At 62.9% G+C, this 12,844-nt stretch carries 13 protein-coding genes; 7 read left to right on the forward strand and 6 right to left on the reverse strand.

From position 1 onward, the window contains the following. Window positions 1-34: 34 nt before the first annotated feature. The gene (locus tag ACIOJF_RS17665) at window positions 35-1,033 is read right to left on the reverse strand and encodes a PhzF family phenazine biosynthesis protein (RefSeq protein ID WP_286134418.1); all 999 of its coding nucleotides are present in this window, start codon (window positions 1,031-1,033) and stop codon (window positions 35-37) included. Between the two features lie 95 nt (window positions 1,034-1,128). Beyond that, complete coding sequence (locus ACIOJF_RS17670) at window positions 1,129-1,503, reverse strand: hypothetical protein (protein WP_402741990.1); 375 nt, start codon at window positions 1,501-1,503, stop codon at window positions 1,129-1,131. A 382-nt stretch (window positions 1,504-1,885) separates the two neighbouring features. Here ACIOJF_RS17670 and ACIOJF_RS17675 point away from each other — a divergent pair, with 382 nt between their 5' ends. Next, a complete protein-coding gene (locus tag ACIOJF_RS17675) occupies window positions 1,886-2,980 on the forward strand; it encodes a mechanosensitive ion channel family protein (protein ID WP_105659092.1) in 1,095 nt (364 codons plus the stop codon). 69 nt (window positions 2,981-3,049) lie between these two features. On the opposite strand, the gene ACIOJF_RS17680 is transcribed toward ACIOJF_RS17675, so the two are convergent. Beyond that, on the reverse strand, window positions 3,050-3,694 hold the full coding sequence (locus ACIOJF_RS17680) for a YqaJ viral recombinase family protein (protein ID WP_286134416.1): 645 nt from the start codon (window positions 3,692-3,694) through the stop codon (window positions 3,050-3,052). A gap of 64 nt (window positions 3,695-3,758) precedes the next feature. Next, window positions 3,759-4,019, reverse strand: coding sequence for a thioredoxin (locus ACIOJF_RS17685; protein ID WP_105659091.1), 261 nt, complete (start codon window positions 4,017-4,019; stop codon window positions 3,759-3,761). 132 nt (window positions 4,020-4,151) lie between these two features. Between ACIOJF_RS17685 and ACIOJF_RS17690 the strand changes: the two genes are divergently transcribed. From ACIOJF_RS17690 to ACIOJF_RS17700, 3 genes are all read left to right on the forward strand, one after another. Beyond that, entirely contained in the window at window positions 4,152-4,895 is a 744-nt protein-coding gene (locus tag ACIOJF_RS17690; protein ID WP_105662723.1) for an ABC transporter ATP-binding protein, read from the forward strand. Beyond that, window positions 4,892-6,217 carry an FtsX-like permease family protein gene (locus ACIOJF_RS17695; protein ID WP_105659089.1) on the forward strand — a complete coding sequence of 442 codons (1,326 nt, stop codon included), beginning with the start codon at window positions 4,892-4,894 and terminating at the stop codon, window positions 6,215-6,217. The genes ACIOJF_RS17690 and ACIOJF_RS17695 overlap by 4 nt, the downstream gene beginning before the upstream one ends. Before the next feature lie 190 nt (window positions 6,218-6,407). Next, entirely contained in the window at window positions 6,408-7,466 is a 1,059-nt protein-coding gene (locus ACIOJF_RS17700) for an ABC transporter substrate-binding protein (RefSeq protein ID WP_105659088.1), read from the forward strand. A gap of 6 nt (window positions 7,467-7,472) precedes the next feature. On the opposite strand, the gene ACIOJF_RS17705 is transcribed toward ACIOJF_RS17700, so the two are convergent. Then, window positions 7,473-8,273 (reverse strand): MBL fold metallo-hydrolase, encoded by an 801-nt coding sequence (locus ACIOJF_RS17705; protein WP_105659087.1) that lies wholly within the window; start codon window positions 8,271-8,273, stop codon window positions 7,473-7,475. 20 nt (window positions 8,274-8,293) lie between these two features. On the opposite strand from ACIOJF_RS17705, the gene ACIOJF_RS17710 reads away from it, so the two are divergent. Genes ACIOJF_RS17710 through ACIOJF_RS17720 form a run of 3 tightly spaced genes read left to right on the forward strand, consistent with a single transcriptional unit; the run spans window position 8,294 to window position 12,357 of the window. Continuing rightward, window positions 8,294-9,343 carry an iron ABC transporter permease gene (locus ACIOJF_RS17710; RefSeq protein WP_105659086.1) on the forward strand — a complete coding sequence of 350 codons (1,050 nt, stop codon included), beginning with the start codon at window positions 8,294-8,296 and terminating at the stop codon, window positions 9,341-9,343. Next, window positions 9,340-10,446 carry an iron chelate uptake ABC transporter family permease subunit gene (locus tag ACIOJF_RS17715; RefSeq protein WP_286134415.1) on the forward strand — a complete coding sequence of 369 codons (1,107 nt, stop codon included), beginning with the start codon at window positions 9,340-9,342 and terminating at the stop codon, window positions 10,444-10,446. The genes ACIOJF_RS17710 and ACIOJF_RS17715 overlap by 4 nt, the downstream gene beginning before the upstream one ends. Before the next feature lie 3 nt (window positions 10,447-10,449). Further along, a complete protein-coding gene (locus ACIOJF_RS17720) occupies window positions 10,450-12,357 on the forward strand; it encodes an SIP domain-containing protein (protein ID WP_105659085.1) in 1,908 nt (635 codons plus the stop codon). A gap of 75 nt (window positions 12,358-12,432) precedes the next feature. Here the strand turns inward: ACIOJF_RS17720 and ACIOJF_RS17725 are convergent, their stop codons facing one another. Then, complete coding sequence (locus ACIOJF_RS17725) at window positions 12,433-12,825, reverse strand: MarR family winged helix-turn-helix transcriptional regulator (protein ID WP_181148955.1); 393 nt, start codon at window positions 12,823-12,825, stop codon at window positions 12,433-12,435. Window positions 12,826-12,844 lie beyond the last annotated feature (19 nt).

Below are 12,844 nucleotides of genomic sequence, written 5' to 3' on the forward strand. Positions count from 1 at the left end.
GTGCGGAACGGATAGCGAAACTATGCATAGGAAATCAGTCGAAACTCACATCGCCCGAGATGCGGGTGGCGACATCGCCACTGACCCAGACGCCTTTTTCGGTAGCTTCAATATGCAAGATCGCTTCGCGGCCCAAACGCGTGCCCTGGCGCACGGTATAGCGCTGGGGTGCATAACCGGTCTGCGTCAGCCAGATGCCGAACGCAGCATTCAGCGAACCGGTGGCAGGGTCTTCCGGAACAGCCTCGCCGGGAATGAAGGCACGGACCTCATAGTCCGCCGGAGGCTGCAGCACCACATTGCGGAAGCGCTCTTCGGAACGCTCAAAATCAGAGAAGTCCAGCGGACGCAGCTCTTCGCGGGTACCGGAAACGCGCGGCATGACCGATCCGCGCGGTTGCCACACGCTCTGCGAAACGCTGGCTGCGGTGTAGGGGCCGATGACGCCTACTTCCAATCCCTGCAGCGCCTCATAGTCAGGTTCGATGCCCAGCACGATATCGGCGTCACGCAGCACCAGGCCCGCAGGATGCGGACCGTTGACCAGCCACTGGTGGTCCACCACGTCTTCTTCGCGAATGCCCAGCCCGGCAATCGCCCATTGCAGGACATCTGGTTCCAAAGGGCCCGACCTGGTCAGCGGGGGTGCGAGGAAGGCCAAGCGCCGCGAGTGGCGGTCGCTGCTTTCCCGTTCCACACGCACCGGAATCAGCCCGGCACCGCATTGCTGGATCAGATGGCCTGCGGGACCAGCCTCGCCACCGGACTCCAGCCAAGCATGAGCCGCGCCCAGCGTCGGATGGCCAGCAAAGGGCAGCTCGGTGCTCGGGGTGAAAATGCGAATGGCGTAGTCCGCTTCCTCATCAGTGGGCTCGACGAAGAATACAGTTTCCGCAAGATTCATCCACTGCGCAAAGTGCTGCATCTGGTCATCGCTCAGGCTGTCGGCATTGAACACGACTCCCAGGCCATTGCCGTTGAAAGCAGTGGGTGCAAAGACATCAACCTGCTGATAAGAGAATGTGCGCGACATACTTAGCATGGTGGCACATTAATCAGCAGGTTGACCCGGTGTTACGTGGTACGTCACGCAAAAAGTTGCGAACGCATCAAGGAAATGAACCTTCTTTACCAATGGTGCGCAACATCGATGACCAAGCGTGAACCGTCGCCAGGTCCAGGCAGCGCGAACACGCGCATGGGCAGCTGTGCCCTGGTCGAGAGCCCCACTTTGGTTTGGCCTTCAAAGCTGCCCAGCCACACCAATTGGCGGAACGTCGTGTAGCCCAGAGTCTTCACTTCGGCGCCCGGCTTGAAATCCTCGGTTGCCGGGGCCTGCACCAGGATTTCCAGGTTGGCACCGCCAGTGGTGTCCACCTGCAGGCCGGAACCGATTCCGGTCAGTTCGCTGACATACCTGGCTGAATGGCTGGCAGCTGGTCCTGCGAGATCGATGACCAGCCGGTCAAAGCACAGGTGCCGTCCGGACCGAAGATTTTCCACTGCGGAATGCGTGGACAAGGAGCTGGTTTTGGCCAAGGATCCCCAATAAACCGTTGGGCAGGAAGCAGACGCGAGGGCGGCCGGAGCGGGGGCCGCCGCGGAAGCGGGCGTCATCACGAGCAAGGCTGCCGCCACCGTGCCTAGAACGATTCCAATTTTTCCGTGGCGCATATGGATCACCGTCTCTCTTGGTTTGCGCCCGCAGGCAGAGCGGACTGCCAGTGAATCAACTAAAGGCCTGGAATGCGGCAAGCGCAAGGGCAGAAAAGAATTGGAACCACTCTGAGACGCTTCTGCAATGGAGCCGGAGAACTCCCGGGCCGTAGGGCGGAAGGCAGGTTCCACACAGCATTTATTTAGCGCCATATGACATGCTTTAAACATGTCACCTACCCCCGTTGAACCCATCGGCGAAACCGTCGAGGAAGTCATTACAGCCTCAAGCTTCCTCCCCGAATCGTTGCAATTTTGGGTTGTCCTGCTCATCGGTGCGCTCGTAGCCGCAATCCTGGCGTTTGTTTTCAGCGGCGTTGCCCGCCGCGTGCTGCGCCGGATCGGCGTGGACGAAGCCGACGTGAAAGCCACCAGATTCCCGTTCTTCGGCCTGGTTACCTCGATTATTGCCAAGTCGGCCTTCGCGGTCTTCTATCGAGAACGCACTTGGTACAACCCCTGGCAGTTCGCCATCCTGATCATTCTGGTCTTCTTCCTCACCTGGTTCATCATCAAGCTGGTGCGCGTGATTGAGACCGGCATGATGGCACGCTTCGAGGTGAGATTCGGTCCAGGGCGCAGGCTGGCCAAGGTCCAGACGCAGGTCGGCCTGATGCGACGGGTACTGGTTGCGGTGCTCTGCATCATTGCAATCGCCGCGGTGCTGCTGACGATCGAGCAAGTCAGGGCGCTGGGCGCCGGCCTGTTGGCCTCGGCTGGCCTGGCTTCGGTGGTCGTTGGCCTGGCCGTGCAGTCAACCTTGGCGAACGTATTTGCCGGCTTGCAAGTGGCCTTTACCGACTCGATTCGCGTGGACGACACGGTGGTAGTCGAGGGGGAACGCGGCACGGTAGAGGAGATCACCCTCTCCTACGTCGTGGTGCACCTGATCGACGGGCGCCGGATGATCCTGCCATCGACCTACTTCACCACGACGCCGTTTGAGAACTGGTCGCGGCGCAGCACGGAGATCTCCGGAAACGTAGCACTGCAGCTGAAGCTCAATGCGCCGATTTCCTACCTGCGCCAGCGCAGCAGCGAACTGCTTGAAGCCTCCGACTGGTGGGATGGCCGGGACAATGAGCTGCTCGTGACCGACGCGCAAAACGGCTTGCAAACAGTGACCATTTATTTATCCGCGCGCAACGCCGGGGACCTGTGGAACCTGCGCAATATGCTTCGGGAGAAGCTGCTGGCCGAGCTGGTGGAAAACTACCCTGATTGCCTGCCGGATCCCCGGATGATTCCAAGCAACCCGGTCTAGCGGCATAACGGAAGCCGCTGATCCCAGTACTGTGAACTGGGATCAGCGGCTTTTGCCGTTTCCGGGGACTTAGAGCCGCAACGCAGCGGGTCCGTAGTCGTTGTAGCGCTCCTGGCGGGCCGTCGCTTCGCGCAATGCGGAGATGAGCGACTCGGCCTTGCCAATGAGATCCTGGATCAAATCATCGTCGCGTTCCACCCAAAGGTATTCGGGAACCGCGCGCACCGGCACGAAATTATCGTGCTCTTCCCAAACGAACAACGTGCGTTCGGCCCCGATCACATGCTGCTGCCAGAGCACCTGGCGCAGGTAGCTCTTGGGGATCTTCTTGAAGGGCTTGTTGGTGGTCTTGATTTCAGCCAAAACCGGAACTCCCGATGCATCGAAACCCAAGCCATCGGGAGTCGCCAGATGGAGTCTCGAATGCTGCGAGTGGAAGAGCTGGGAGGAGGGGAAAATATTGAAATTCTCTTGGACCCAGGCAGCGATGACCGGTTCGCGCTTGCGCCCGTGATCGGTGTAGGGATTGCCGGAGAAGCCATTGCCGTATAGCTTGTCCCATGCGGCGTTCTTGATGGACTTCTCGGTGGACAACTTGGCCACGTCCGTTGCGGTGATGCCCTGGGCCCGTGCGCGGAGCCACTCAATGCGGTTGGAAGAGTCGGCTAGAACACGTTCGAAGCATTCATGTTGGACGCCGGGCACAGTAATCACTTGACCTATTCTTCCCCATGAATGGGCAAGAACCGTGCACCTTGGGCTTCGAGCTGGCGTGAGACTAGTCGCTGGCTTCAGCGATAGCGCTCAACAGCTGATTGATAGTCGGTGTCTGGCTGGCACGGAATTTCTCCGTGCCTTCCTGCAATAGCCGAATGACCGGGGTGCTGGTGATTCCCATTTCCTCGCCGCGCTCCACCTGCTCCACGACATTGATCTCCTCGACCTCCAACGCGGGCAGCAGTTCCTGCACGCGGGCGACAGCCAGCCGCGTGCGCACGCACGGTGCGCAGAATGGTTGCGTATACAGTTCCAGCTTCATCTGTTGCCTACTGCTCCTGCTGTCGTCGTGAACTAGCTGCCGGCTGCTCCTACCGGGGGATGAGCCTGGCCGGAGGCTACTTGGAACCCTGTGCTGATGTGCGCGGGTGCCATTTGTTGAAAACATTGGATCATGCTTGAAAATTCCCTTGGCCAACCTCCCGTACTCGCCGCTCACGGACTCTACCGCAGCTTCGGTTCCACCACTGCACTGAACGGCGTCGATCTGCAGATTTCACTGGGCCAGTCCCTTGCCATCATGGGCCCCTCGGGTTCCGGAAAATCCACGCTGCTGCACGCCTTGGCCGGTATTGAACTTCCCGACGCCGGCAGCATCATGCTGAACATCCCGGGCCGAGCACCGGTGGATATCCAAGGGCTCAAGGATAAGGCGCGCACCAGGCTGCGCCGTGAATCCTTCGGCTTCGTCTTCCAATCCGGACTGCTGATTCCCGAGCTCACTGCCGAAGAGAACGTGGCCATGGCCTTGATGATCAACGGGGTGCCACGCAACGCCGCCATTTCCAGTGCCGGGGCCGCCCTGGCAGAACTGGGCCTGGCAGGAATGGAGCAACGCCGCATCGGCCAGCTCTCCGGCGGGCAGCAGCAACGAGTAGCCATCGCCCGCGCGCAGGTCACCGGGGCGATGATGGTCTTTGCCGATGAACCTACCGGCGCGCTGGATTCAACCACGGGCTTCGAAGTGCTGGAGATCTTGCTGCAATGCACCGTCGGTGCCGGAAAATCCCTGGTGATGGTGACCCATGATCCCAATGTCGCCGCGCGCTGCGACCGTGTAGTGCAGCTGCAGGACGGCCAGCTGATCAGCGACAGCCTGCACCCATCGGCCACCGTGGATGGCGGTGCCCAGAAGTGAATATCCTGCACCTGTCATGGATGCTTGGCCGGCCGGCGAAGTCCCGGCTGGCACCACAGGTCCTGACCGCCAGCGCCTACGCCATGGTCAGCGCGATCCTGCTGATCGTGCTGGGAGGCGCCTACTCCTTTACCAGTTTCGAATCCGCGGCCCAGGGGATGTACCTGCCATTGGCAGCCTTCGCCGTGGTGCTTCTGGTAGTCCCATTGCTGGTGCTGGGATCGGCCGCTGCCCGGCTCTCCGCGCGGTCCAATGACCGCGCCCTGTCGTCCTTGCGCTTGCTCGGCGCGACCGGGGCGCAGATCGGCCTCGTGGCCGTGCTGCAAGCCGCCGGCACGGCGTTGGCCGGCGCACTCGCCGGAATCGTGCTCTACCTCCTGGCCGCACCATTGGCTTCGCTGATTCCGTTCCAAGGTGCGCCGATCGGTTCGGCCATCTATTTGCCGCTGTGGGTGCTGGCGATAGCAGTAGTCGCTGTCGTGCTCCTCTCGGCAGGCAGTGCGGCTGCCGGCTTGCGCAAATTGGTGATCACCCCGTTGGCGGTGGCAACCCGCAGCACGGTGCCCACCCCCAGCTGGCTGCGCGCGGTGATCACCCTTGCCGGCATTCTGGTGCTGTACATGGTGTTCTCCAACATGGGCCAGTTCGTGCAGTCCATCGCCGCGATCATCGCAGTGGTGGTTGGCGGTTTCGGCTTCGGCCTGCTGGTGATGAACCTGGTCGGTCCGTATCTGGTGGCGAAGGTGGGCAAGGCCAAGCTGCGCAAGGCCAGAACTCCGCAAGAGCTGCTGGCGGCCCGCATGATCCTGGAAAGCCCTGCCGAATCCTGGCGCCAGGTATCCGGGGTTGCCATGGCTTCGTTCGTCGCGGTGGTGGGCGGCAGCGGGGCCGCCTTGATGGAGCTGACCGGAAGCGAACTCGATCAGGGCACCTGGCTGGAGCATGTGCCGGCCGATGTCACCACCGGCGTGCTGGTGACCTTGGCGATCAGCTTCATCTGCGTGGCCGCTTCGGCGGCGATCTCCCAAAGCGCCAGTACCCTGGATCGCGCTGAGCTGTATCGCGGGCTGAACCGGTTGGGCATGCCCTACGAAACGATGAATGCCGCGCGCACCAAATCGATCATGATCCCGGCGCTGGCTGCCTCGATCGGTTTCGCCATTGCCTCCACGGTGCTCGTGCTGCCCCTGGCCGGGGCCGCCATCCTGCTCAAGCCGCTGACGGTCATCACGGTAATTGTCTCCGTATTACTCGGCTTGCTGCTGGTGCGGGGAGCAATTTTGGTGGCTGATCCGCGGAAGCTGCTAGCAACTAGAGAATAAAGTCTCTGGTCAGCGCACCGAAAAAACCGCCCGATTTGGTTAGGGTCACTTCAGGGTCGGTGATTAGGGACGTTTCGTGTTGCGTAATGCGCAGAGAAACGCGTATCGTGGCATACGGCCCGGATAGGCTTGCCTAACCTAGCTAAACAAAACGTTGACAGAACCTCGCATAGTCTGGAATCACCGACCCATGAAAAATTCACGTCGCGCCGGAATTTTCGCCGCTTCAACTGCCATCCTCGCCTTGGGCCTGACCGCCTGCGGCGCGTCGAGCAACTCCGCGGATCCGTCGGCTGACACTTCAGCCAAGGCCGCAGAAGACTTCACTCCGGTCACCATCGAGAACATCTATGGTGAAACCACGATCGAAAAAGTCCCGGAACGCATTGCGACCATCTCGTGGGTCAACGCAGATACCCTGCTGGCTCTGGATACCGTGCCGGTCGGCATGGACACCGACACCTACGGCATGAACGAGAACAACTCCACCGCATGGAAGGACGCCGCTCTGGAAGAGCAGGGCGCTTCCATCGGCTCCGAGAAGGCGCCCGTGCAGTACAAGGTGGGCGATGACATCGACTACACCGGCATCGCCGCCAGCAAGCCCCAGGTCATCTTCGCTCCATACTCGGGGTTGAAGAAGGAACAGTACGAGAAGCTGCAGGAAATCGCTCCGGTCGTTGGCCCCATCGAGCCTAACTACCTGACCAGCTGGGAACAGGTCACCGAAGTTGCCGGCCAGATGCTGGGCAAGGAAGAAGAAGCCGACGCCCTGATCGAAGAGATCGAAGGCAAGCTGGCCAAGGTCGGCGAAGACAACCCAGCGCTGAAGGACACCACCTTCATCGCAGCTGACCTCTCGGCGCCGGATACCGCCTACATCTACTCCGAAGGCGACACCCGCCCGCGCTTCCTGAGCGCACTGGGCATGACCCAGGCCGACTACGTGCAGAAGAATGCCGCCAAGGACACCTTCTTCTTCACCGTGTCGCCGGAAAAGGTCAACGAGTGGGATTCGGACATCGTCTTCGCTTCGGCTGTTGCGGGCAACACCATGGAAGATGTCGTCAAGGGCCAGCCGCTCTACGGCCAGATCCCTGCCGCGAAGAACGATGCCGTGGCGCTGCCAGGCACCGATGAAGCAACACTGGCGATCTCCGCGGCTTCGCCGCTGTCCATCGAATGGGCACTGGATAACGTAGTTCCAGGCATCGTCAAGGCTGCTGAAAACGCAGCTGCCGCGAAGTAGCTCCGGCTAGGGATTCACTGACAGATAGTGCAATTGGGCTTCCAGGGAATGGGTAGCTGCGCCCACCAAGCGCGCATCGAGGTCGGGGTAGACATGCTCCAGCAATTCAGCTGGCTGCGTGTGGACCCCGGCCTTGCCGAGTTTCTGCAAAGCCGCACGCACCTGGTCCAGCCGCGCATGCCGATGCTTGATGTACATCTGCAGCAGCGGATGCGAGGAATCATGCTGCTCGCCGTGCGCCGGATGCAAAGCCATATCGGGCAGCGCGAGCAGCCGCTGCAAGGAATCCAGGTAGTCGGCCAATGTGCCGTCCGGGTGTTCCAAGATGGTGGTGCCCCGGCCCAGCACCGTATCCCCGGTGAACAAGTGGGCAGCCCCGCCCTGGCGGATGAAGCACACCGAGTCCGAGGTGTGGCCAGGGGTAAAAACCACCTGGATGCTGGCCCCGGCGGCGCTGATCGTTTCGCCATCGGTGAAGACCGGGGCATCCCGGCAGTACTGCTCCAGCATGGCACGCACCGGCGCACCGGTCATCCCGTAGAGCGCATCGATGCCTCCCGTGTGATCGGCATGCCGATGGGTAACGAGCACCAGCTGGATGTCGAAGGCCGCCAAGGCCTGCAGATGGTCCTCGAGCCCAGGGCCCGGATCAATCAGGACGACCGGAGTTCCAGGAACAAGTTCGTCCACAGCAGGGTCGAACAGCAGATAGGAATTAGTCCCGTCCAACGTCATTTCAGAAGGGTTCTGCGCGCGAAGCAGGCCGATGCCTGGAGCGATAATAGTGGGCAAGGGAAGAAGAGCCATAGCAATGAGTGTAGGAACCAATGACCGCGACTGAAAGTATTACGCGCCAAGCACCGGGGGCCAAGTCGCCAAAAGCCGGCCGGAAGCTCGGCGCCTTGCTGCTCCTTGCCCTGTTGCTCGGGCTGGCGCTATTCGCTTCGCTGCTGCTGGGCGCGCGAAACGTCTCGATGGGCACCGTGATCGATGCCATCTGGAATTTCGACCCGTCCAATGGCGACCAGGGCGTGGTCGCGTCCCGCTTCGCCCGCACCATCGGAGCCATCGTGGTTGGCGCTGCCCTGGGTTTGGCAGGCGCCGGACTGCAGGGCCTGACCCGCAACCCGCTGGCCGATACCGGGATCCTGGGCTTGAACGCCGGATCCTCCATGGCCGTGGTGCTGGCGATCGCCTTCCTGGGCGTCAGCTCCCTGGCTGGAATCATGGTGGCCGCCTTCCTCGGCGCTGCTGGGGTGATGGCCCTGGTTTATCTCGTGGCCAACGTGGGCCGTGAAGGCGCCACGCCCATTAAGCTTGCGCTGGGCGGTGCCGCCATGGCTGTGGGCGTGGGCGCGATTACCAATGCGATCCTGATGATTTCCGATGCCACCATGGACCGTTTCCGCATGTGGCAGATCGGCACGTTATCCAGCAGCGGCATCGACACCTTCCTCGGGGCCATTCCCGTGGTGGCCGCCGGCGCACTGATCGTGCTGTCCACCGCCAAGGTATCCAATGCCGTGTCCATGGGCGATGACACCGCGATCGCCTTGGGCTTCAACTTGAACCGCGCCCGGCTGATCGGCTCCATCGGTGTGGTCATTCTCGCTGGCACCGCCACCGCCGTGGCCGGGCCCATCGCCTTCGTCGGCCTGATGATCCCGCATGCCGTGCGCTTGCTGGTCGGTTCCGACTACCGCTGGCTGATGCCAGCGAGCCTGATCGCCGGGCCGATCCTGCTCTTGCTGGCTGATACGGTGGGACGAATCATCGCCCCGCCCAGCGAGATCCAAGTAGGCGTCATGTGCGCCATGCTGGGTGGACCGATCTTCATCATCATGATGCGCAGCGGCATGAAGTCGGTGAGCCTGTGAGCACGAGCGAAATGGCAGCAGCGAACATGACCCAGCCCCGCAGCACCACGGAAACGGCCGGACCGGCGACGGCCCCGGCCTCGAAAGCCGCACCGGCGCTGGCAGCCCGCCGCAGATCCCGGGTGCGCCGCACCGCCTTGTGGATGGCCCTGGCCCTGGTGCTCGCCGTGGCGGCCTACCTGTTCTGGGGGCGGGACCGCCTTCCAGCTGCCGAAGTCTTCCAGGTTCTCAGCGGTGAAAAGGTGCCGGGCACCAGTTTCATCATCATGTCCGACCGCCTGCCGCGCATCGCGGTGGGTGCCCTGGCCGGTGCCGGCCTGGGCATTTCCGGTGCCTTGTTCCAGCGCTGGCTGGGCAACCCGCTGGCCAGTCCCGACGTGATCGGCGTGGGCTACGGCGCATCGGCGGCCGCGGTTTTCGCGATGATCACCCTTGGCTATACCGACTGGAAGCTCAACGCCTTCGCACTGGCCGGCGGGCTGCTGGTCGCTGCATTGATCTACTGGCTCTCGGCCTCGGGCAAGCGGACCGGTCCCCGGCTGATCCTGGCGGGCCTGGCCATCGGCGCGATGCTCCAGGCGCTGATCCAGTACCTGCTGACCCAGGCGCAGGTGAATACGGCCAGCGATGTGATGCACTGGCTGACGGGTTCACTGGCCTCGAGCAACTGGGAGAATGCGCTGCTGCTTTTGGCGTCCCTTGGCGCCATCGGCATCCTGTTGCTGCCCCTGGTGCTTCGCCAACTGAAAATGCTGGAGCTGGGCGAGGACACCGCGGCGGCCCTGGGGCTGCACGTGGGCTGGGCCCGGTCGATCTTGGTCTTTGTTGCGGTGGCCATGGGCGCCTTGCCGATTGCGGTCACCGGGCCGATGGCGTTCGTTGCCTTCCTGGCCGGCCCGATTACTGCCGCGCTGACCCGCGGCCCGATCAACATCCTGCTTTCCGGCCTGACGGGGGCAACGCTGGTGACTGTTGCCAATTTCTTTGCCGCGAACCTGTTCGCGGATCTTTCGCTGCCGGTGGGCGTTATCACCGGCGCATTCGGTGCACCCTTCCTGATTTGGATTCTGGTGCGCGCAAACTCAACTGGAAGCGGGGCATAACCCATGGCCACTTTGCAGGCAAGCGATCTGACCCTGGCCTATGACAAGGTCACCATCGTCGACGAGCTGTCGCTGGATATCCCTGCCGGGCAGGTGAGCATCGTCGTCGGGGCCAACGGTTGCGGCAAGTCCACCCTGCTGCGCGCACTGTCGCGGTTGCTCAAGCCAGCCGGGGGCCAGGTGCTCCTGGACGGCGCGGACATCCACTCCAAGCCGGCCAAGGAAGTCGCCAAGACCCTGGGCTTGCTGCCGCAATCGCCCACCGCGCCGGACGGCATCACCGCCCGCGAGCTGATCAGCCGCGGCCGCTACCCGCACCAGGGCCTGTTCAAGCGCTTCTCTGCCGAGGACGAGGCAGCGGTTAATCGCGCCATGGAGCTGACCGGCACCACCGAGCTGGCCGACCGCTCGGTGGACGAGCTCTCCGGCGGTCAGCGCCAGCGCGTCTGGATCGCCATGGCCCTGGCGCAGGAGACCGACCTGCTGCTGCTCGACGAGCCGACCACCTTCCTGGACGTGGCGCACCAGCTCGAAGTCCTGGATGTGGTCAGCGAGCTGAATCGCAGCCGCGGGATCACCGTCGTGATCGTGCTGCACGATTTGAACCTGGCCGCCCGCTACGCCGACTACCTGGTGGCGCTGCGCCACGGCAAGATCTACGCTGCCGGCCATCCCAACGATGTGGTCACCGAAAAGACCGTCAAGGATGTTTTCGGCATGCCCAGCCGCGTGATCCCCGACCCGGTGGGCGGCACTCCGCTGGTGCTTCCCATTGGCCGCCACCGGGTGCTGCGCACCGAGCAGGTGCTGGCTTCCCAGGGCATTTTCCGTACCGAAGCTTCTGCGAAGAAAACTGCGGTGAAGCAGGCGGCAAATGTGAAGCAAGCTGCCCAAGCAGCCGCCGCGCTTGATCCGCAATCGGAGCGCCCGGCCCATGAGCATGTGCCGACGTTGGCCTTTGATACCACTGTGGTCAATAGCCAGCAGCTCGCGCCATCCTTCCGCCGGGTGACCGTCAGCGGCGAGGACCTGGAGTACTTCGGCACCAACAGCCACCCGCTGGATATGCGCATCAAGCTCTTGCTGCCACCGGCCGGCGGTACTGCGTTGACCGACGAGATCGCCTCGATGCGACCCGGGGCGATGACCAGTCCTGCCGAGCAGCAGGGCTGGTACAAGCGCTGGTTGTCGATTGATCCCGATACCCGCGGCCACATGCGCACCTATACCGTGCGGGCCTTCCGCGAAGCCGGGCACCGGGACAATATCGGGGCCACAGCCGAGCTGGATATCGACTTCGTGATGCACGGGCACATGGTTGACGGCCAGCTCCAGGGCGGGCCGGCTACGGAGTTCGGCGACCGGGCCAAGGTGGGCGACCAGCTGTTGCTGCTGGGCCCGAACAAGACCCTGAACGACTCCAGCTACGGCGGTATCGAGTTCCGCCGCGGCGAGGCAACCCGCGTGGTGCTGGCCGGTGACGAAACCGCCGCCCCGGCGATTTGCGCCATCCTCGAAGCCTTGCCCTCCAACGTCACCGGCCATGCGCTGATCGAGGTCCCGGAGACCACGGATATCCTCGGTGCCTCCACCCGCTCCGGCGTCTCGGTGCAGTGGCTGACCCGTGGCAGCCATGAGCACGGCGAATTGCTGCAGTCGGCATTGCGCCAGGTAGTCGCGATTCCAGCAGCCGGCGTGGTCCATACCAACGCCGAGCCGGAAGATATCGATGTTGATGCGGACATCCTGTGGGAGACGGGCCAGGAAAATTCCGCACCGTTCTACGCCTGGATTGCCGGTGAAGCCGGCACGGTCAAGGAAATGCGCCGTTATCTGGTGCGCGATGCCGGCGTGGACCGCAAGCAGGTAGCCTTCATGGGCTACTGGCGCCGCGGGAAGACCGAGAACTAGCCAGCAGCGGCAACCAGCGCGCGAGGCCCCGGCACGCATATGCCGGGGCCTCGGGTTCTATCCGCTAGCTGGCAGCTAGTTTTCTTTCGCCGGGTTCTTGCAAGCGCCGCGCACCGGCCGCGGGTTCTCGCGGTCCAGGATTGCCAGCAGCCGGGTGAGCTCGGCGCGGTCCTCGTCGCCGAGCTTGTCGAAATAGCCGTCCATGCTCGAACGGCGCAATTCGGCGAGCTCGCCGAGCTGGGCGCGGCCCGTGGCACTGAGCGCAATCAACGTGGCGCGGCGATCGGCCGGATCGGGGGTGCGCACGACAAGCTCCTTGGCTTCCAGCTGGTCGACTACCTCGGTGGTCGAGCGCGCGGCGATGTGCAGCTGTTCTGCGAGCTGCGAGTTGCGCAGCCCGATCCTATCGGCCCGGGACAGCAAGGTCAGCACCCTCGATTGGTGCGGAGTGATGCCCAGGGGAGTCAAGCTGTCCCTCCATCTGCCG

The sequence above is a fragment of the Glutamicibacter sp. NPDC087831 genome (assembly GCF_044742845.1).
In the GTDB taxonomy this organism is placed as follows: Bacteria; Actinomycetota; Actinomycetes; order Actinomycetales; family Micrococcaceae; genus Glutamicibacter.